The 21,994-nt window shown below is 35.9% G+C and carries 16 protein-coding genes; 2 read left to right on the top strand and 14 right to left on the bottom strand.

Features of this window, described 5'->3' with window-relative positions:
* The first annotated feature begins 180 nt into the window (after window positions 1-180).
* Entirely contained in the window at window positions 181-1,593 is a 1,413-nt protein-coding gene (locus SD960_RS21455; protein WP_318805911.1) for an APC family permease, read from the top strand.
* Window positions 1,594-1,729: 136 nt separating this feature from the next.
* Here the strand turns inward: SD960_RS21455 and SD960_RS21450 are convergent, their stop codons facing one another.
* From SD960_RS21450 to dinB, 8 genes are all read right to left on the bottom strand, one after another.
* On the bottom strand, window positions 1,730-2,767 hold the full coding sequence (locus tag SD960_RS21450; RefSeq protein ID WP_318805910.1) for an alpha/beta hydrolase: 1,038 nt from the start codon (window positions 2,765-2,767) through the stop codon (window positions 1,730-1,732).
* A 249-nt stretch (window positions 2,768-3,016) separates the two neighbouring features.
* On the bottom strand, window positions 3,017-3,421 hold the full coding sequence (locus SD960_RS21445; RefSeq protein ID WP_318805909.1) for an MFS transporter: 405 nt from the start codon (window positions 3,419-3,421) through the stop codon (window positions 3,017-3,019).
* A gap of 219 nt (window positions 3,422-3,640) precedes the next feature.
* Window positions 3,641-4,102 (bottom strand): DUF1810 domain-containing protein, encoded by a 462-nt coding sequence (locus SD960_RS21440; RefSeq protein WP_318805908.1) that lies wholly within the window; start codon window positions 4,100-4,102, stop codon window positions 3,641-3,643.
* Window positions 4,103-4,195: 93 nt separating this feature from the next.
* Window positions 4,196-4,873, bottom strand: a complete 678-nt coding sequence (locus SD960_RS21435; protein ID WP_318805907.1) for an alpha-ketoglutarate-dependent dioxygenase AlkB family protein — start codon at window positions 4,871-4,873, stop codon at window positions 4,196-4,198.
* 9 nt (window positions 4,874-4,882) lie between these two features.
* On the bottom strand, window positions 4,883-5,659 hold the full coding sequence (gene xth, locus SD960_RS21430) for an exodeoxyribonuclease III (protein WP_318805906.1): 777 nt from the start codon (window positions 5,657-5,659) through the stop codon (window positions 4,883-4,885).
* Between the two features lie 72 nt (window positions 5,660-5,731).
* On the bottom strand, window positions 5,732-7,111 hold the full coding sequence (locus SD960_RS21425) for an exonuclease domain-containing protein (protein WP_318805905.1): 1,380 nt from the start codon (window positions 7,109-7,111) through the stop codon (window positions 5,732-5,734).
* An 89-nt stretch (window positions 7,112-7,200) separates the two neighbouring features.
* A complete protein-coding gene (locus SD960_RS21420; protein ID WP_318805904.1) occupies window positions 7,201-10,260 on the bottom strand; it encodes a DNA polymerase III subunit alpha in 3,060 nt (1,019 codons plus the stop codon).
* Window positions 10,260-11,441, bottom strand: coding sequence for a DNA polymerase IV (gene dinB, locus SD960_RS21415; protein WP_318805903.1), 1,182 nt, complete (start codon window positions 11,439-11,441; stop codon window positions 10,260-10,262). The genes SD960_RS21420 and dinB overlap by 1 nt, the downstream gene beginning before the upstream one ends.
* A gap of 84 nt (window positions 11,442-11,525) precedes the next feature.
* Between dinB and SD960_RS21410 the strand changes: the two genes are divergently transcribed.
* Window positions 11,526-12,302 (top strand): LexA family transcriptional regulator, encoded by a 777-nt coding sequence (locus SD960_RS21410; protein ID WP_318805902.1) that lies wholly within the window; start codon window positions 11,526-11,528, stop codon window positions 12,300-12,302.
* 242 nt (window positions 12,303-12,544) lie between these two features.
* On the opposite strand, the gene SD960_RS21405 is transcribed toward SD960_RS21410, so the two are convergent.
* The 6 genes from SD960_RS21405 to kdpA form a co-directional block, all read right to left on the bottom strand.
* A complete protein-coding gene (locus SD960_RS21405; RefSeq protein ID WP_318805901.1) occupies window positions 12,545-14,266 on the bottom strand; it encodes an ATP-binding protein in 1,722 nt (573 codons plus the stop codon).
* Window positions 14,267-14,484: 218 nt separating this feature from the next.
* On the bottom strand, window positions 14,485-15,609 hold the full coding sequence (locus SD960_RS21400) for a sensor protein KdpD (RefSeq protein WP_318805900.1): 1,125 nt from the start codon (window positions 15,607-15,609) through the stop codon (window positions 14,485-14,487).
* Between the two features lie 156 nt (window positions 15,610-15,765).
* Complete coding sequence (locus tag SD960_RS21395) at window positions 15,766-16,842, bottom strand: porin (protein WP_318805899.1); 1,077 nt, start codon at window positions 16,840-16,842, stop codon at window positions 15,766-15,768.
* A gap of 374 nt (window positions 16,843-17,216) precedes the next feature.
* Window positions 17,217-17,783: a K(+)-transporting ATPase subunit C gene (locus SD960_RS21390; RefSeq protein ID WP_318805898.1), complete on the bottom strand. Its 567-nt coding sequence runs from the start codon at window positions 17,781-17,783 to the stop codon at window positions 17,217-17,219.
* 155 nt (window positions 17,784-17,938) lie between these two features.
* A complete protein-coding gene (kdpB, locus tag SD960_RS21385) occupies window positions 17,939-19,972 on the bottom strand; it encodes a potassium-transporting ATPase subunit KdpB (RefSeq protein ID WP_318805897.1) in 2,034 nt (677 codons plus the stop codon).
* A 174-nt stretch (window positions 19,973-20,146) separates the two neighbouring features.
* Window positions 20,147-21,868 carry a potassium-transporting ATPase subunit KdpA gene (gene kdpA / locus SD960_RS21380; protein ID WP_318805896.1) on the bottom strand — a complete coding sequence of 574 codons (1,722 nt, stop codon included), beginning with the start codon at window positions 21,866-21,868 and terminating at the stop codon, window positions 20,147-20,149.
* Window positions 21,869-21,994: the final 126 nt, after the last annotated feature.

The following is a 21,994-nucleotide window of genomic DNA, read 5'->3' as shown; positions in this document are numbered from 1 at the left end:
CGAAATTGCGTGAGGGATAGAGGCGATATCCTTTTGTGAAGTGAAACGGAACAAAAGATATAGCCGAAAGCCCGACCCGAAGGGACACGCCCAAAATATTTATAGCATCTAAAATCTGTAAAACTAAAATCCAGAATTTCAGAAAAAAGTATATCTTTAACCAACCCAAAAAACAAAATAATGCAAGAAGAAAACCAGGAAAATTTTAAAAGAGAGTTAGGATTACTAGACGGAACTATGCTTGTAGTAGGTTCTATGATTGGCTCAGGAATATTTATTGTAAGCGCCGATATCGCAAGGCAGGTCGGATCTGCGGGATGGCTAACGCTAATTTGGCTTATTTCAGGCTTAATTACCATTATTGCTGCTGTAAGTTATGGAGAACTAAGTGCAATGTTCCCTAAAGCAGGCGGACAATACGTTTATCTAAAAGAAGCTTACAACAAATTAATTGCCTTTTTATACGGCTGGAGCTTTTTTGCGGTTATTCAAACCGGAACGATTGCTGCCGTTGGTGTGGCTTTTTCAAAATTTGCAGCTTACCTTTATGAACCTTTAAGTGATGAAAATATACTTTTTGAATTAGGTTCTTTTAAATTGAATGCCGCACAAATTGTTTCGATTTTTACAATTGTTTTATTGACTTATATTAATAGTCGCGGTGTTAAAAACGGAAAAATTCTTCAAACCGTTCTTACGATTATCAAAATTTTATCATTAGTAGGCTTAATCGTTTTTGGATTAACGCTTGCAGCAAAATCATCAATATGGGATGCCAACTGGGCAGATGCCTGGACAACACGTTCTTATAATACCGAAAGTGGTTCGTGGTTGCCAATAAGCGGTACGGCTTTGATTACAGGGATTTCTGCTGCAATGGTAGGGTCATTGTTTTCGAGTGATGCCTGGAACGGAGTAACTTTTATTGCGGGAGAAATTAAGAATCCGAAACGCAATGTTGGTTTTAGTTTGTTTCTTGGAACTTTTATCGTAACAATTATTTATGTTTTAACAAATTTGATGTATTTGGCTGTAATTCCACTAGATGAAATTGCAACAGCAAAATCTGATAGGGTAGCAGTAGTGGCCTCTCAATATATTTTTGGAAATATTGGAACGTTGATTATTGCAATTATGATTATGATTTCGACTTTTGCCTGCAACAACGGATTAATCATGGCGGGCGCAAGAGTATATTATACGATGGCAAATGATGGTTTATTCTTTAAAAAAGCAGCAGTTCTTAATGAAGCAAGCGTTCCTGAATGGGCGTTATGGGCGCAATGTATCTGGGCTTCGGCTTTGTGTTTAACAGGGAAATATGGAGATTTATTAGACTTTGTAATCATCATTGTTTTGATTTTTTACATCTTAACAATCTACGGAATCTTTATTTTGCGTAAAAAAATGCCAGATGCAGAAAGACCATATAAAGCCTTTGGATATCCGTTTTTACCAATGTTATATATCGTAATTGCAACTGCAATTTGTATTTCATTATTAATTACAAAATTTTCAACCTGTGGGTGGGGAATTTTAATTATGTTAATCGGAATTCCGGTTTATTATTTAACAAAACCGAAAGAAAATTAAGTAAAGATGCTAAGGTTGTAAGTTGCTAAGATTCTAAGGATTTTTCCAACGAGAAAATTTTAAGACAACTTTAAATATATAAAAGCGCCTAGTTTTTCAAGGCGCTTTCTTTTTATAAATATGTCTGGTGATACAATTATTTTAAATATTTTTTAAGTTCGGCGGCAGCCTGAAGAAACAAAGTTTTCGTTTGCGGAATCTCTGCTAAACCATTCAATAAACCAAAATCATGAATTACATCATTGTAACGAATTGTTGTTACAACCACTCCTGCATCGCTCAGTTTACGCCCGTAAGCTTCGCCTTCATCTCTTAAAATATCATTTTCTGCAACCTGGATCAAGGTTGGAGGTAAACCTTTTAACTGCGCTAAACTAGCTTGTAAAGGCGAAGCGTAAATTTCTTTTCTTTTTGATGGATCAACATATTGGTCCCACATCCATTGCATCAAAGTGCTGGTTAAAAAGCGCTGTTTTCCATACAATTTATACGACTCTGTTTCAAAATTTGCATCGGTTACAGGCCAGAATAAAATTTGAACTTTAAATAATGGCGTTCCTTTTTCTTTTGCCATTAAAGCACTTGCAGTGGCTAAATTTCCGCCGGCGCTATTACCTACAATCCCCAATTTGCTTCCGTCAACATTTATTTCATTTCCGTGCGCAGCAATCCATTTTGCTGCTGCATAAACTTCATTTACAGGTTGTGGATATTTAGTTTCCGGCGAAAGTGAATAATTTACAAAAACGCCAACATAACCCGTAAGTACACTTAAATCGCGAACCATACGTTTATGTGTGGGATAATCACCCAAAACCCAGCCTCCGCCATGAATGAACATGAAAACAGGCAGCTTTCCTTTTGCTCCTTTTGGACGAACAATGTTGAGCTTTATTTTATATCCATCGGCAGTAATTTCTTTTTCAGATTCTTCGATTCCTGATAAATCAACTTTAAATGCATTTTGTGCACCAACAAGTACATTTCGGGCATCGGCAACCGGAAGTGATTCTAAGGGTGCTCCTCCTGAATTTAATGGTTTCAAAAATTCTTTTACCGCAGGTGTCAAATGAGGATCTGTTGCGTAATCAACTTGTGCATAGCTTTTCATAGTGGTATTTGCTAAAATAATAAACAGGGTTAATACTATTTTTTGGTAGTCAAGATTCTTCATCGTAAAGTGGTTTTAAGATTAATTTTTTATAAGAAACCAATATATATGCCACAGCGAAGAAATGCTGAAAGAGTAGTAATTACGCGTGTTTTTAGCTTATTGAAAAGTACTATATTTCGCTAATTTATTTTAGTTTAGTGAAATTTCGTTATGAGAATTGTGAAATAGTAAAATGTAAAAAAGAGAGATTTGAAAGTTGTTTTTCTTGAAGAATTTGTGTGAAATCTTGCTTCCCTTACGACAAAATCATTATTCTGAAAAATCGTTAGTTATCTTTTCTTCTGTTGGTCTCAAAAAGATAAGATATATTATAACAAGTATTCCAAATATTAAAAAATCCGGTTTCAAAATTAATATTATAAAGGCAACACCTTCAAGAATTGCCCAGCGAATAATCGAAGCCGTTTGATAAACGGGTAATTTATCTTCGAGTTTCAAATTTCGATCGACTTGTTTTAATTGTGATTTAAATAGAAAATTAGCCATGATAATGGCTAAAAAAGGTATTATAGCAAATACAATTGACGAAGAATCTATGGTAGGAATTGTTTTTAATTTTTCAACTGAAATTTCGCCTATTACAAAATAAGCAACTATTAATCCTGCACAAAGTGCAAAATGTATTGTCTGAAGGGTTTTGATTTTTTCGGTCATTTTGGTTGATTTAAGAGATTGATTTAGTAACTACTAATATAGAATTAATTATGGTGCGAAATAATCAATTATTAAAAGAGAACAACAACAGGAAATCTTAGAATTTGACGAAAAAAAAATCTCGCAAACTCGTCAGAATCGCAAAGAAAATAAACTTTGCGCCTTAGCGAATTTGCGAGCAGAAAACCATTCCTGATGAATTTTGTCTAAACTTTACGGTTAAAAAACAGGAGATTCAATAGAAGGTTTTATAGTTGAATTAATAATGGTCAAAGTAAGCGGGTCTTCTTCTCCGGAAAAAAAAGCATCCAGTATTTCCTTAAATATTGGATTTGTATTTTCTGCCAAAGAAAAAAGAGTCATTGACGAACGAAGTTTTCGAGCGTCCAGATCTCCAAAAATACCATCTGCTGATTTTCTTTTAAAAGTCAAAAGCAATTCTGATATTTCTATAAGATGTTTCCCTAAAATAGGATGATCTAAAAATGCAGAAGCCTCTTTTAGATCATTAATGGCATAATAATTTGCAGTATCGCTGGTGCCCAATCCTTTTAATTGAGGAAAAATGAACCACATCCAGTGTGTCTCTTTTTTTCCTTTTTTGATTTCAGAAAAAGCAGTAAGATAAAGTTTATTTTGTGCATCTAAAAAACGCATTAAATCATTGTTTGAGTAAGCCATTTTGGTATTATATATATGAAAAAAAGGGTGCGAAAGTACTAAAAAAAATACGGTATGCCTAATAAAAGGTTCATACTGTGAGTGTTTTAACTTTTAGAGGAGGAATTTTTGTACACTATTTCTAGTGTGAAAATGTTTTACGTTATCTTCTTTTCGATAAATCCTTCTAAAAGTCAAATTGATTCTGGGTAACACATTTCGGGCTGTTTTAGGAACCTCATGCTGCCAAAAACTGTTGGTTGTTCCTGCCATTAGCAGAAAAGAACCATGATGTAAAGGAATCTCAACCTGCGGAATATCTTTTCTGAATTTATGACGCAGTCTGAACATTCTCGTCTCTCCAAAAGTCACCGAAGCAATAATCGGATTTTGTCCCGTATTGTGTTCTTTATCGCTATGCCATCCCACGCCATCTTTGCCGTTTCGGTATAAATTGAGCAATACGGCATTAAAATCAAGCTGCGTTTCTTTCTCTACCCGGCTTCTGATTGTCAGCAATTCATACGTCCAGTCAAGCCCATTCGGACTTGATCCGTAATTGTCTTTGTCTTCATACCAGGCAATCAATCTTGGAGCTGTATAAGTTTTGTAATAAATTTCCATTTCATATTCTCTCCATTTGGTTTGATGAAGCAGTTTTTCATAAAAACGGTCAGATTCTTCTTTACTGAAGAAATTATCAATCAAAATAAGTTCTGCGTCAGGAAGATCAAATACTTTTTTTCCTCCCAAACCAGTGGTAAATAATTCGGTGTCATTAAATAGTGTCATGGTTTCCATTTATTTTGTGTCAATTTCAATCCAAACAGGCGCATGATCGCTTGTTTTTTCCCAGCCTCGCACATGCCGGTCAACGCCTCCGGAGCGTAGTTGTTTTGCAATTTGCGGACTCAATAAAAAGTGATCAATTCTAAGTCCTGCATCTCGCTGATAAGCATTTCTAAAATAATCCCAAAAAGTATAAATTTTCTCCTCAGGATATAATTTCCTAATAGCATCTGTCCATCCTTGCGAAACAATATTCTTAAAAGCCTCCCGAACTTCAGTTCTGAAAAGCGCGTCATTTACCCATTTTTCAGGTTTATATACATCTAGTTCTGTTGGCATCACATTGTAATCGCCAAGAAGTATTACAGGAGTTTTTAAACTTAAAAGGGTTTCAGCACGATGAGCCAGACGATCAAACCATTTTAGTTTATATTCGAATTTAGGTCCCGGCCACGGATTTCCGTTTGGCAGATAAAGACACGCTATTACTATTCCGTTAATCAAAGCTTCAACATACCGACTCTGAATATCTTCTTCATCGCCGGGAAGAATGCGTGTTATTTCTTCAATTTCCATATTTCGGGCTAAAATTGCAACACCATTCCATTGCTTTTGACCGTGCCAAATGGCATTGTAACCTGCGTCATTAATCGCTTTAATGGGAAATTTGTCTTGCGGTGCTTTTAATTCCTGCAGACAAACAATATCTGGAGTTGCTTCTTCCAACCAGCGCAGTAAAACATTTAAGCGTCCGTTGACTCCGTTTACGTTATATGTTGCTATTTTCATGGTATCTTTAAATTAATTGTATTCTTAAATTTACTGATTATTAAGCATTTAATTGAGATGAGGTTTGTGTTTTTATTTCAGGAAGTGCTTGTTGAAAAATACTTTCCGTGGATATTTCTCAGCATAAGCATAAATTAAATGTGTTATATATTGATTGCTCTTATAAGGTGTGATATAATCTTTTATATCTGATGGCTCAATAATTGTAATATCAGATGCTATGTAGCCCATTCCATAAAAATGTCCATTTTCAACCCAAATGAAACTGCGCTCCTCTGCAGATCTGCCTTTGTCTATAATAGCAAAAGTGGGTCTGTTGCTTAATAAAAATTCAATGGCATTTTCAACCTGATCGTTATGAATCGTCACATCAGGTAATATTTTAATGTCTTGGTTTGGAAAAAATTCGGCTTCTTCCTGTTTAGAATATTTGCAAAATCGTTGATCAATTTCAAACTGTTCAGCCAGATTTCGCAATACATTTATTGCGTCATACAGACTATTAAATTCATGAATGCAAACCTGAAATTTGCTTAGTTTTCCAACTGCCAGATATTTGTATCCACTGCGGGCTTCATATTGATATAGGCCATATTTTGCCTCAAAACGTTTTAATGCTCTGTTGTATGTTGGCCAAAGTGTTTTAATTTCTGTACATTCTAAAAGTAAAGCCATTAGCTCGTTGCCACAAATTTCAAAAGAAATACTGTAGATATCGCGCAAGAAGTTTTGCCTTTGCGGATTAATTTTATGTCCGCTAAAATGAGAAGCTACCCGTTTTTTTAAGTTAATTGCTTTTCCAACATAAATAACCTTTTTCATCTGATTATAAAAGTAATAAACGCCGGGTTTTTCAGGCAATTGATTAAAATCTTCAGGCGGAAGGTTAGGAGGTAAACGTTGATCTTGTGCTGTTTTCTTGATCATTTTGTCGATTTCGCCTTCATAATCCCATTCCAGTAATCGGGAAAATAATATTGCTGTCGCATCGGCATCACCACCGGCACGATGTCGGTTTTCTAAATTTATATCTAATGAATTGCAAAGATTTCCTAAACTATAAGACGAGAATCCAGGTCTTATTTTTCTTGCCGCGCGAACGGTGCACAATTTTCTCGCCGTCCACTTAAACCCCGCTTGTTCAAGTTGATGGCGTACGAAAGAATAATCAAAGTTGACATTATGTGCAACGAAAACGCGATCTGTAAGCATTTCCAGTACTTTCTCTGCAATATCATCAAATATAGGAGCGTTAGCTACCATTTCGTTATTAATGCCCGTTAACGCAAAAATCGAAATCGGAATTTCCTTTTCCGGATTAACGAGTGTTTCAAATCGGTCAATTACATTTGTTCCGTCATGAATAATAATGGCAATTTCTGTAATGCGGCTGCCACTGGCATTACCACCTGTGGTTTCAATATCTACTATGGCATATTCCAGCTTTTTCATCTTTATTATATAACGTGAAACCTATTTTTATTCTTGTAAATTCTATCTTTTAAAACAATTGAGCTTAATTTTTATTTTTTTGAATTCTTTTATTTTGAAAATTTCATCCGATGTCGTGGCAAATTAATTTCATGTGCCTGCGGATACGGTTCGCGATGAGTTGGGCTAACATCTTCTTTTATTAATTGCTGTGTTTTAAACTGATCTTTAGCATCCATATAACGCGGATCTGGAATAAAAGGCATTTTGGCCATTTTGGTAATTGTGATTGTCGGAAAATGATAATCAACTTCAACATTTCCCAGCAAAAGATAACAGCCTCCGCCCTGAAAAGGATATTGAACCAGACAATCCGGAAAATGTGCCGTATCAAAATAAGTGCCTTCATGATCAATCCAGGTTCCAAAATACATGTTTCCTTTTTTGGTAGGTACTTGTTTTCTCGAAACTAAATAAGCCAGCATTCGTACTTGTTTTTTATGATGCGTGACTAAATCTTTGGCCATAATATCGCCCCGATGTTTGGTTTGCAAAAGGTCAAAAACCGTACAGGAAACCGGAAAACCCAGTAATTCAATTTCATCAAAAGCATCTTCAAAAACAGAACGTTCTAAAGTTGGGAGTTTGTATTCTTTAACAGGTTCCTGCAATAACATTAAACTTCTGTTTTCTGGTTTGAAGTTATTTAAAAGCAAACTCGCAATAACCAAAAGTTGATTTTTTGTTTTTCCTGTAAAGCGAAAAGCACCAATAAAAATAAGGATTTTCATGCTTTCGATTCCAATTGGTATACGATTGATAAAATTTTCTAAAGAAATATAATTACCATTTTTCTCTCTTTCTGATACAATCAAGTTTGCCGTTTTTGATTCTAAACCCTGCAAATGCATAAAACCAAGATAAATATCAGTGCCATAAACAGTGGTTTGATATTCGCTTTTATTGACACACGTATTCATAATCGTTGCACCAGACATGCGTGCTTCGTGTACATAAACTTCAGTTCTGTAAAATCCCCCCTGATTGTTGATAACCGCCGTCATAAATTCTACGGGATAATTAATCTTGAGATATAAACTCTGATAACTTTCTACGGCATAAGAGGCAGAGTGGGCTTTACAAAACGAAAACCCTGCAAACGATTCAATCTGACGGTAAATTTCCTGACTCAGCATTTCAGGATGTCCTTTTTGAGCACAAGAAGCAAAGAAATTATCTTTTACTTTTTGTAACGCCTCCATAGATCGCCCTTTTCCGGACATGGCGCGACGTAAAATATCACCATCGGCAGCAGAAAGTCCGCCATAATGTTGAGCGATTTTAATAACATCTTCCTGATACACCATAATGCCGTACGTTTCACCAAGATGTTCTTTAAAAACCTCATGAAAATATTCGAACTGATCCGGATTATTATGACGAAAAATATACTCTTTCATCATTCCGGATTGCGCAACGCCGGGACGAATAATAGACGAAGCCGCTACCAGAATTTTATAATTATCACAATTCAATCGGCGTAATAAACCACGCATCGCCGGACTTTCAATATAAAAACAGCCAATCGTTTTGCCTTGCGCCAAATGAATATTACATACAGTTTCATCTTTAGAAATTGAAGTATCGCGAATATTCAATTTGATGCCCCTGTTTTTTTCAATCAATTTTACGCTGTCATCAATATGACCGATCCCGCGCTGACTCAGAATATCGAATTTTTCGAAACCAATTTCTTCCGCAATATGCATATCAAAAAGTACGATTGGGAAACCTTTTGGCGGCATTTCCAATGGCGTATAATTTGTAATTGGTTCTTCGGAAATAATAATTCCACAAGCGTGCATACTGCGCTGATTAGGATATTTATTCATCATAATGCTGTATTCCTGAACCAGTTTTACGATAGAATTTGTTTCATGCAATTCTTTCGGATTTTTGGCGAGCATGTCCAGTTCTTCTTTCGGAAGGCCAAACACTTTTCCTACTTCCCTAAAAATAGATCGGTGTTTAAATTCGACATTTGTTCCGCAAAAAGCAACATGATCGCGGCCGTATTTATCAAATATATATTCTAAAATAGTGTTGCGTTCTTTCCAGCTCCAATCGATATCAAAATCGGGCGGACTTTTTCGATTTAAATTCAAAAAGCGTTCAAAATACAAATCCAATTCCAACGGACATATATCTGTAATTCCCAAACAATACGCAATAATACTATTGGCGCCACTGCCTCGGCCAATATGCATAAAACCCTGACTGTTGCTGTAGCGAACAATATCCCAGGTAATTAAAAAATAACCGCTAAATTCAAGTTTGTCAATTACTTTAAGTTCTTTTTCTATGCGCTTTTTTGCCTGTTCATTTCCTTTTCCATATCGCCATTCAAATCCTTCAAATGCCAATTCAGTTAGCTTTTTTATATCACCTTGGCGATTTTCAGTAAAGAACTTTTTGTTTTTTGGCGTTGTAAAATCATATTGAAAATTACAGGAATCGATTATTTTTTGCGTGTTTTCTATAATTTCCGGATAACTTTCATAAAAAGGCAAGAGCGATTCTAAAGGCAGCATTTTCTCAGAAGTTTTGCAATAATCAGCTTCTGTTAGTTTCGAAAGAATGATATTGGTATCAATCGCCCGCAGAATTTTATGCAGATTAAATTCTTTTTTATTGCTAAAAGTTACCGACTGCAGCACAACCATTTTCGAAATGTTATTTCTGTGTTCTGATGTTAAAAGCTTTAAAACTTCATCAGGACGAACTCCGATAAATTCATTTTCACGAAGTGTTGCCGGAGCATTTTCTAAAGTATAAATAACAAAAACCGATTCGAATTTGGGAGCAATTAGCGGCAAAGGTTCTCCGCTGAAATTATGTTCCGTCAAAAAAAGATTCATTTCACCCAAGCCGCTTGCATTTTTAGCCAGACCAATATATCGAAACTGATGATTGCAGCGAAATTCCATTCCAACCAAAGGTTTTATCCCGACTTTATCACATTCTCTTATAAAATCATAAATTCCTGTTACGGTATTAATATCTGTAAGTGCCATTGCTTTTACACCACAAGAAACCGCTTCCTCAATGAGTTTTTTGAGAGGAATCGTGCCGTAGCGAAGCGAATGAAAAGAATGACAATTAAGATACATTATTTGTTACGTTTTAAAATTTCATCTTTATTATTTGGTTTAAAGTGCGCACCGGCACAGCGCATTACGGCATCAAAACCATAACGGCTTTTCATTTTATCCATCGCCGCATAAAGCGATAACATTTCCTGAGTATCTTCAAAAAGATCAATTTGATAAGTGCCGCGAACCAATCCGCTAAAGCGAATACCAATTAGGCGCAAACGCATTCGTCGTTGGTAAACCTTATCAAACAAATCGATTACGTTTTTGGTCAAAATATGATCGGCAGATGTATAAGCAATTTTGCATTGTTTGGTTTCGGTATCAAAATTGGCGTAGCGTATTTTAACCGTAATTGTTGAGGTTAACCATTGCTCTGATCTAAGTTGAAAAGCCAGTTTTTCGACCATTCCTACTAATAACGACTTAAGTTTGACGATATCAATTGTATCCTGCGAAAAAGTATGTTCGGTCGAAATAGATTTTCTTTCTGTATAAGGTTCAACCGGGGTGTGATCAATTCCGTTGGCTTTTTTCCAGATATCCAAACCATTTTTACCAATCATTTGCTGTAAAACTTCAGCAGGCATTTCAGATAAAGTTTGTATGGTTCGAATGCCAATTCGGGATAAAAGCTGAAAAGTCACCGTGCCCACCATTGGAATTTTCTGAATCGATAACGGATTCAAAAAAGCCTGTACTTCATTTTCAGGAATTTGTAAATTTCCAACTGGTTTGCCTTCGCCTGTAGCAATTTTAGAAACCGTTTTATTGATTGATAATGAAAAACTAATGGGTAATCCGGTTTCTTTAATAACAGATTGAGCCAGTTCATTGGTCCATTTATAACTTCCGTGAAAACGGTCCATTCCCGTAATATCAAGATAAAATTCATCGATACTGGCTTTTTCCATTATCGGCGCTTTTTCCTGAATTACCTGCGTTACATCATGCGATAATTTCGAATATAATTCCATATCGCCTTTGATGATTTTGGCTTGCGGGCAAAGTTTCATCGCCATGTGAATAGGCATCGCAGAACGAACTCCGAAACGTCTTGCCTCATACGAACAAGAAGCCACAACACCGCGATCACCACCACCAATAATTAGAGCTTTATCTCTTAATTCTGAGTTGGTTAATCTTTCGCAGGATACAAAAAAGGTATCCAAATCCATGTGTACAATCGCCCGTGTCATTTCCTTGTTTTTGTAGATACAAAATTAGTACAGATGATAACATTTTTTTGTATATTTGCTGTTCCAAATTATAACAAATTAATTATGTCCTTATTTTCAGACAATATCAGAGCATTGAGGGTTAAGCATAAAATATCACAGGAAAAATTAGCTGAAAACCTTAGAATTACCAGAGGAAGATACGTTAAATACGAAGACGGAACTTCAGAAGCACCGTATGATATTTTAAAGCAAATCGCTTTATATTTTCATATGAGTATCGATTTATTATTATCTGTCGATATACGTAAAATCAATATAGAAAACTTGATAAAATTAGAAGGCAACCGACTTATTTTGCCCATACAAGTAGATAGTTTTGGAGAGAATTATATTGAAATTGTATCTCAAAAAGCAAAAGCAGGCTATCTTAACGGATACGCCGATCCGGAATATATTGAAAGTCTGCAGCAAGTTTCGCTACCGTTTTTGGGACCAGGAAAACACCGCGGATTTCCTGTGGAAGGAGATTCGATGCCGCCACACGAAGATGGTTCTATTATTATCGGTCGTTATGTAGAAAGGCTGGGAGAGGTGATGGATGGCAAAACCTATATCCTGATTACCAAAAACGAAGGAATGGTTTACAAGCGTCTCAACAAGAACAAAAAAAATAGTTTAGTTCTGGAATCAGACAATCGTTTTTATCCAAATTATGAAGTAAAAGCCTCAGATATTTTAGAAATCTGGGAATATGAATGCAACATCGGCCGCAGCGATAAACGACACGAACAAACGGAATCGCAAAGTATGAAAGATTTGCTTTTGGAGGTAAAAAGAGAGGTGATGGAGATTAAAAATAATACCTCTGCCCCAAATTGATTTTCAATGGAAATGTCAAATATCAATTTCAAAGACAATATAAATTAAATCCCAAAGGGATGCTATATTTATAGAAAATTATTATCACACGTAAATAAACCCCATCGGGGTGGCATATTCGTTCGTTGATATCGCTCCGCTGGGTTTTTTAAAAACTATAAAATTAGATGTTTACATGTTTTTATGTGGGAACTGGATTAAAATCCAGCCCTACAAAATTGGTCGAGCCGCTGGCTCTTTTTTTAAACTTTTAACGAAAACCAAAACGTACTCCCTAAACCTAAATTACTTTCAACACCAATTATCCCATTTTGCGCTTCGATAAATTCTTTGCTAATGGCTAAACCCAATCCCGTTCCGGATTTTTGACTTCCCGGAATCTGAAAATATTTGTCGAAAACTTTATCTTTATATCTGGCATCAATTCCTTTTCCGGTATCGATAACCTGAAATAGAATCTGATCATTTTCATTTTTTAATTTGATCAAAATTGTACTTTTTTCAGAAGAATAAGTTATAGCATTCGATAAATAATTAATTAAAACCCATCCTGTTTTTTCACTGTCGGCTTTTACATCCTGCAAGTTTTCATCGGCATCAATGATAAGTCTTATTTGTTTTTGTTCTGCTTGAATTTTAACGGCTTCAACAGCGTAATTTGCAATAGCATACGGATTGCTTTTTTCGATATTCAACTGAATATTTCCGGTTTCCAATTGTGATAAGTTCAACAGTTCGCCTGTAATTTTCAATAGCCTCTGACTATCATCTTTAATACTTTCGACCAATTGTTTCTGATCGTCGTTCATGTCGCCCGTTTTATTGTTTTGAAGCAATTGCAAACTCAGTTTTATCGAAGCGATTGGCGTTTTTAATTCGTGTGAAACCGTGGCAATAAAATTGGTTTTGGCAAAATCAAGCTCTTTAAACAGCGTAATATTTCGCAGAATAATAACATCTCCAATATTAATTTCTTTTTCCTCACCCGTTGGCGTTATCGTGATATTGATCGTTTCCTTATCGAAATAACTTTCTTTTCCGTTAGCAAAAATTTTCAAAGGTTTCTTTTTCTGCGAATCAGAATCTAATTCTTTTAAAATTAACGAACGTATTAAATCATTGGATAATGCCAAATCAGAAGCTGATTTCCCAATAACATCTTCCAGTTTTAGGCCAATAATTTTCAGCGCTTCATCATTCGCAAACAAAATAATTCCCTGATTATCCAAACCAATAATTGGGTCGTGCATATTATTGATTAAAGTTTCCAGTCGTTTTTTCTCAAAGAAGAGTTTGTACAAATTACTATTGTTATATTCCTGAAGTTTTTGCGCCATGGTATTAAACGATTTTGCCAAATCTCCATATTCATTGTGATTGGTAAAATGAACACGTTCTGAATAATTTTTGTTCGCAATTTCTTTAATACTCAGCGTTAATTCCTTAATAGGATTGGCGATATTATGAGGCAGATTAATCAATAAATTAAAGGCGATTAAAAAACACAAAGTTCCCACAATGGCAATCCATAAATTGGCAGTTTCGGCGGTATGTTTGGCAATGTCGCTTTTCTGTTTTATGGCATTCATGTTGAGTTTCATGATTTCAAAAATATCCTGGCGAATTTGCATCTTTAAACTTTCATCAGCACTGTTTTTTTCTAAAAGAGCAAAGTTTTTCTGTAGACTATCGGTGCCTTTTTTCTCTCCGGCTTCGGTAACATTTTTCGTTTGGTTTAAGAGATTTTCTTTAAAAGTAACAATCGCATTTTCTTTATTAGCGTTAATTTCATCTAATGCCAAAAGCATATTACGGGAATATTCCAGCGTATTATAATTCGCTTTCAGAATATTTTCAGTATCTTTTTTTATCGAAAAAATATAAAAAGCGCTTACCAATGTGAGTATAATTATTAGTAAAAATAATAACCCAACTCCCAGATTTAATTTAGTTTTAATTCTCATTTTATAAAACATTTAATTTTTTTTTTGAACCATATAAGTCATATAAGAAAATATAAAAATGCGCAATATTGACGCAAAGAATAGAAAATATAAGAAAGTTTGTGACCTTGCTACGAGCAAAATCTTAAATGAACTTTGCGTAACCTTTGCGAACTTTGCGGTTAAATTCAACGCCCCTATTAAAATGAACTTATATGACTTATATGGTTTAAAACATTTCAAGACAAAATAACAAGGTCAGCATTAGATAAAGACAAGCTATTTAATAAGCGTCTGAAAATCGTCGTAGACAAAATTACTTTAAATAAATTCAAATGCGGTTTCCCGATGCAGACAGTTGTAATTTGTTTTTCTTCAACGGTCATTAAAATCGCATCGGCAATATTTTTGTTTTCTGTTTTAATCACTTCTGCGCCTAATTGCACGGCCAGTTTAAAGTTATTAATCAAATGCCGTTGTTTGTCTAAAGCAATTTTGGTACTGCTTTCTTTCGGAGTTTCTACATACAAAACATACCACGAACCGTTGTAATAACTCGCCAAACGTGCGGCTTTTCGAATGACGATTTTTGCTGTTTTATCGTTACTGCTAATGCATGCCAATAGTTTTTCTTGTTTTAAAGCGTGCAGTTGAGGCACCTCGTTTTCGACTTTTCGAACTACCTGACTTGCCACTTCTTTTAAAGCCAATTCCCGCAATTGCAGAATTTGTTCCGATTTAAAAAAGTTGGTCAAAGCCGTCTGAATTTTATCAGCCGTATAAATTTTTCCTTCTTTCAAACGCGCAATCAAATCTTCCGATGTTAAATCGATATTCACCACTTCATCAGCCAAACGCAAAACATTATCAGGAATTCGTTCCTGAACATCAATTCCCGTAATGCGTTTTACAGCTGAATTTAAACTCTCAATATGCTGAATGTTTACTGCCGAAATCACATTAATGCCCGCTTCCAGAATCTCCAAAACATCCTGCCAGCGTTTTTCGTTTTTGCTTCCTTCAATATTCGTGTGCGCCAATTCATCGACAATAACAACTTCGGGTCTTAAGTTAATTATCGCCTGTACGTCAAGTTCTTCAAGCTGTTTTCCTTTATAGAAAATGGTTCGCCGCGGAATCACGGGCAAACCAGCTAAAAGTTCATGCGTTTCCTTGCGCATATGCGTTTCGATGTAGCCAATTTTCACATCAATTCCGTTTTTCAACAACGAATGCGCTTCCTGAAGCATACGAAAAGTTTTCCCCACACCGGCGCTCATCCCAATGTAGACTTTAAACTTTCCTTTTCGTGATTTCTGAATTAAATCGAGAAAGTGCTGTGCGTTATTTTTTTCCTGTTCCATATGTTTTTGCCACGAAGGCGCTAAGGCACTAAGTTTTTTTTATTTTACCATTAAGATATTAAGAAAGTTAAGCTTTGACTAAATGAGCCTATTGAGAAAATTAAATTTTGCCTTCATTAACTTAATATCTTAATGGTAAAAAATAATTTTTAATGTTTAAAAACTAATCGCCAGCGAAGTCGTTACAAACGTATTTGTATCCGTTGGAAGATTGTCTTTTGTGAATATCTGATCTTTACTCGAAAGATTTCTGGCTTCGATTCTAAACATTACATTATCAGAAACTAAGTAATCAAAGTTAGCTGAAAATCCGTAAGTTTTAAATCCGTTTGGCGTTTCTGTTGCGATAATAACACCTTTTTCGTCACTGTAATATTCGCCACGTGCAGCCAACTGAATTTTATCTGTTGGTTTGTATTGCAGAATCAAAACCGGTGAAAACCAAGTATCGTATTTGTTACTATTTTTAGCTGATTGCTGTGATCCAACATCAAAACCAGCCGTAATATTTGTTTTATCCGTAAATTTAAATTGTCCGTAAAAGTTGTTGAAATAACGCCATTTTTTGTCAATATCCGGCTGTTCATTTCCAATATACGTACTCCAGTTCAAAACCACTTTATCTGTTGGTTTATAAGTAATTTGCGTTCCAAAAGCAGGCGTTTGATTTCCGTCGACTTTCTGAATTCGCTGCCAGCCGTTCAAATACATTCCGGCCAAATACCACGCACCAGATTCTGATGTGTAGCCAATTTTTACGCCCGCTTCATAATACGGAGAGTTTTCAGCCAAAATGCTTCGGGTTAAAGTCTGGCAATCTTTTCCAATTGCACTTTCAAAACCAATATGCGAAGGCATAATTCCCGCATCAATCCATAAATTATGACTTTGCGAAATCTTCACACCAACATTAGCCTCATAAACATTTTTCAATAAATCCTGTTCCGGCGACATATTATATTGCGCATAAGTTCCCGCCATCAAAGCAAAATTTCCACGAATATTTTCTTTCGAATAATTCACTTTTGCCAAACCTAAATTCAGGTTCACTTCATTGCTTCGGTTGTAACTGTAAAAAAATCCCGGGCGCGTATGATCTTCCGGTTTCGCAAAATCATAACTGTAATAAACGTCTACATATCCTGAAAATGTAAACGGACTTTTTGTTTCTTCCTGTGCGTGTAAATTGCTAAAACCAAATGCGATTAAAGCGGTAAGTATAATTTTTTTCATTTTTGTTTGTCATTGCGAGGACGAAGCAATCTCATCCTCATTAGTTTATTATTTGTAGGTTTTTAAGGAGCTATTTCCCGCTATCCGTTACAATCTTTTTCTTTTTAAAGAAAAAAGAAAAAGGATTTCCACTACTATCGGGGCTAGGGCTTTTGGGGTAAAAAAGGCATTTTCGTTTCCTACAAGGTTTTCAAAACCTTGTAGGTATTAATTATATAACATTTCAGTTTGTCATTGCGAGGAACGAAGCAACCACACTATTACAAGTCATTGTCGATTTTGCAAGTGAGATTGCTTCGTTCCTCGCAAAGACTAATAACGCTCTGTCAAACCCGACAGGTTTTTAAAACCTTTGTAACTTAGCAACTCAGAACCTAAGAGCCTTTTTTAGAAAGCTCATCCAAAGCCACATTCAATTCCAAAACATTAACCGTTGGAGTTCCCATTACTTTCGGAGTATTAATATTCGCTTCCACCAAAGCTTTTACTTTAGCTTCAGCTAATTTTCGCTCTTTAGCAACACGTTTCACCTGAATCAAGGCGCCTTCCGGAGAAATATTCGGATCCAATCCGCTTCCAGAAGCCGTAACCATATCTGATGGAATATCAGATTTTTTCAAGTATGGGTGAACAAGTAAAAGCGTATCAATTCTTTTTTGAACCAAAGCCAAATAATCGGCATTGCTTGGTCCTTTGTTGCTTCCGGCACTTCCGGCAGCATTGTAATCTACAGCTGAGGGTCTTCCCCAGAAATAATTCGACTTATCGAATTTTTGACCAATTTTTTGGTAACCAGCCACTTTTCCGTTAACCGAAATCGTTTCTCCTTTTCCTTGATTCGGAGCAAATTGTGCAATTCCGTAAATTGCAAGAGGATAAATAACCGCAAATAGAATTAAAATAAGTACGGTAAGTTTTAATAGTGAGAATATAGTTTTCATGTTTTGAGATTCTAAGGGACTAAGATTCTAAGCTTCTAAGTTTTTTTTCCAAGCCGAGTAATCAAAGTCCGCGTTTTTAATTTGAGTTTGAAGGTTTAGATTTTACGACTCTAATAGGAAACCTTAGTACCTTAGAGCCTTAGCATCTCAGAACCTTAAATAAAAAGTGCAACAAGCAAATCAATTAATTTAATTCCGATAAAAGGAACAATCAAACCGCCTAAACCATAAATCAATAAGTTTCTTTTAAGGATTGCACTTGCTCCAATTGGTTTGTAATCAACTCCTCTCAACGCCAACGGAATCAATATTGGGATGATAATCGCATTAAAAATTACAGCCGATAAAATGGCACTTTCCGGACTATGCAAATGCATAATATTCAAACCTTGAAGCGCAGGAATCGCAGTAATAAAAAGAGCAGGAACAATAGCAAAATATTTCGCAACGTCATTTGCAATAGAAAAAGTAGTTAAAGTTCCACGTGTCATTAAAAGCTGTTTTCCAATTTCGATAATCTCGATTAATTTCGTTGGATCATTGTCAAGATCGACCATGTTTCCGGCCTCTTTTGCCGCCTGAGTTCCGCTGTTCATGGCAACACCTACGTTGGCTTGCGCAAGAGCAGGAGCGTCATTGGTTCCGTCGCCCATCATGGCAACCAATTTCCCTAAGTTTTGCTCATTTTTGATGTAGTTCATTTTATCCTCAGGTTTTGCTTCGGCAATAAAATCATCAACACCGGCAGCTTCGGCAATAAACTTCGCCGTAAGCGGATTATCTCCCGTGACCATAACTGTTTTTACACCCATTTTTCGCAATCGGTCAAAACGTTCTTTCATTCCGGTTTTAATAATATCCTGCAATTCGATAACGCCTTGAACCTGATTATTTTTGATAACAACCAACGGCGTTCCTCCGTTTGTTGAAATGTCAATTACTTTTTGAGCGGTATCTTCGGGAAAAGAATTTCCGGCTTGTTTTGCGATATTTTTTGCAGCATCCTGAGCTCCTTTTCTAATATTGGTTCCGTCTTTTAAAATAACTCCGGAAGTTCTGGTTTCTGCGGTAAATTTGATTAAAGTAGCACCTTCAATTGATAATTTATTGGCAATTTCGGCACCTGCCAGTTCCACGATACTTTTACCTTCCGGAGTGTCATCTGCTAGTGAACTTAACACTGCAGACTTTATAAAATCTTCTTCTGAAATACCTTTTGCAGGATAAAAATTGGTTGCTTTTCTGTTTCCAATTGTGATTGTTCCGGTTTTATCCAAAAGCAAAACATCAATATCTCCGGCAGTTTCAACCGCTTTTCCAGATTTTGTAATTACGTTGGCACGCAATGCTCTGTCCATTCCCGCAATACCAATCGCAGAAAGTAAACCACCAATTGTGGTTGGAATCAAACAAACGAATAAGGCAATAAAAGCAGCGATTGTAATTGGCGCATTCGCATAATCTGCAAACGGTTTTAGCGTAACACAAACAATCACGAAGATTAAGGTAAATGCTGCCAATAAAATAGTTAATGCAATTTCGTTTGGTGTTTTCTGACGGCTTGCGCCTTCAACCAAAGCAATCATTTTATCCAGAAAACTTTCACCGGGTTCAGAAGTTACTATTACTTTTATTTTATCAGATAACACTTTTGTTCCTCCGGTAACGGAAGATTTATCACCTCCGGCTTCGCGAATTACAGGAGCGCTTTCTCCGGTAATAGCACTTTCGTCAATAGTTGCCAAACCTTCGATAATTTCACCATCGGTAGCGATTAAATCACCGGCTTCACAAACAAAAACATCTCCTTTTTTTAATTCAGATGAACTGATGTTTTTGATTTCTCCGTTTGGCAAAATTTGTCTTGCCGGAGTTTCTTCACGGGTTTTTCTTAAACTGTCGGCTTGTGCTTTTCCTCTGGCTTCGGCAATGGCTTCGGCAAAATTGGCAAACAAAAGTGTGGCAAGTAAAATTAAAAACACAATTAAATTATAAGTGAAACTACCTTGATCTGTTGCGCCCATTAAAATGGAAATACAAACAGCAAACATAATGGCGGTTCCAATTTCTACGGTAAACATTACCGGATTTTTGATCATCAATTTTGGATTCAATTTGACAAAAGACTGCGCTAAGGCTTCTTTTACCTGTTTGCTTTCAAACAATGATGCGGATTTATTAGTTGTCATTTTCTTGTAAAAAGTTAAATGTTATTTGTTAAATGTTATGCGGAAATAAATTCATCAATTGTAAACATAGCCAGTGGTTTTAACCACAGGGAGCAACGTATATCACAATCTTTATCCCTGCAATTCGTTTCCCGTGGTTGAAACCACGGGCTATGTTTAAAATATTCAGCATTTCTATTTTAGTATAAAATATTCAGCTAAAGGCCCAAGCGCCAATGCCGGGAAGAACGATAAAGCTGCAATAATTGCGATTACGGCAAAAACCATAACTCCAAAAATGGTAGTATCAGTTTTTAAAGTTCCTGCACTTTCAGGAATGTATTTTTTATTCGCCAATAATCCTGCGATTGCTAATGGTCCGATGATTGGAATGAAACGACTTAACAATAAAACGATTCCTGTAGTAATATTCCAAAACGGATTGTTATCTCCTAAACCTTCAAAACCAGAACCGTTGTTAGCTGCGCTCGAAGTATATTCATATAGCATTTCTGAGAATCCGTGGTTTCCGGGATTGTTTAACCAGCCTGTGGCGTTTCCACTAAACCAATAGCCCATTGCGGTATCATTTGCAGCAAAATAAGAAGCCAAAGCGGTTCCCGCTAAAATTAATAAAGGATGAAGAATAGCAATAAAAGCAGCAATTTTAACTTCGCGGGCTTCGATTTTCTTCCCTAAAAATTCAGGTGTTCGACCGACCATTAATCCGGAAATAAATACAGCGAGAATAATGAAAATATAGAAGTTCAGAATTCCAACACCACAACCTCCGTAAAAGGCATTGACCATCATTGCAAGCAATTGCATCGCTCCTGAAATTGGCATCGAACTATCGTGCATACTGTTTACAGAACCTGTCGAAATTACGGTTGTAGCAATACTCCAAAAACCTGAAATGGCTGGGCCAAAGCGAACTTCTTTTCCTTCCATTGCTCCGGTTGCCTGAGCAATTCCCATTTTTTCTATGGTTGGATTTCCATTCAATTCACTGATAACAGTCGGAATAACAAGGAGTAAAAAACCAACTGTCATTACGCCAAAGATTACGTAGGCTAGTTTCTTTTTCTTTAGATAAAAACCTAAAGCAAAAATCATCGCAAACGGAATAATTAATTGTGCCCAAAGTTCAACCGCATTGGTAAAATAAGTAGGGTTTTCTAAAGGATGTGCCGAATTGGCTCCAAAAAAACCTCCTCCGTTTGTACCTATATGTTTAATAGCAATAAACGCTGCAGCCGGCCCGCGTGAAACCTGTACCGAATCACCTTGTAAAGTGGTAATGGTATCTTTGCCTTCAAAAGTCATAGGAGTACCACTAAATAAAAGAACAACCGCTACAATCGCAGAAAGCGGTAATAAAATGCGAGTACAGCTTTTGATAAAATAATTGTAAAAATTACCCAATTTGTCGGTTGTTTTTTCTCGCATTGCAGTGAAAACCATTGCTGCAGCGGCCATTCCTACACCTGCAGAAACAAATTGAAGGAACATTAAAACCATTTGTGACAAGTATGAAAGTCCGGTTTCGCCTGAATAATGCTGCAAATTACAGTTTACAACGAACGAAATAGCGGTGTTAAAAGCTAAATCCGGCGTCATGGATGGATTATTATCAGGATTTAAAAATAGAGATCCCTGAAAAAGCAAAACAAAAAAGCAAAGAAAGAACCAAACCATATTTACACTCAAAAGTGCTTTTAAATGTTGTTTCCAGTTCATTTCTTCTGTGGAATTAATTCCACTAATTTTAAAAATAAATTTTTCAATTGGATTGAAAACCGGGTCGATAAAAGTTTTATTGCCCAGGAAAACTTTAGCAATATATTTTCCAACCGGAATTGCTAAAACTATCGAAACGATAAAAATACTAATGACGCCTAATAATTCTGTGTTCATATTTTGTTTGTTAGAAATTAAATAAAATTTGGAGCTTTATAAAGACATAATGAGTATTACAAAGGCTAATGTCCAAGCCGCAAATACATACAGTAGCAGCTTTTTTCCTGACTGTGACTTTTTCAT

Source organism: Flavobacterium sp. MMLR14_040 (assembly GCF_033657265.1).
Classification (GTDB): Bacteria; Bacteroidota; Bacteroidia; order Flavobacteriales; family Flavobacteriaceae; genus Flavobacterium.
This window is presented reverse-complemented; position numbering and strand designations above follow the sequence as displayed.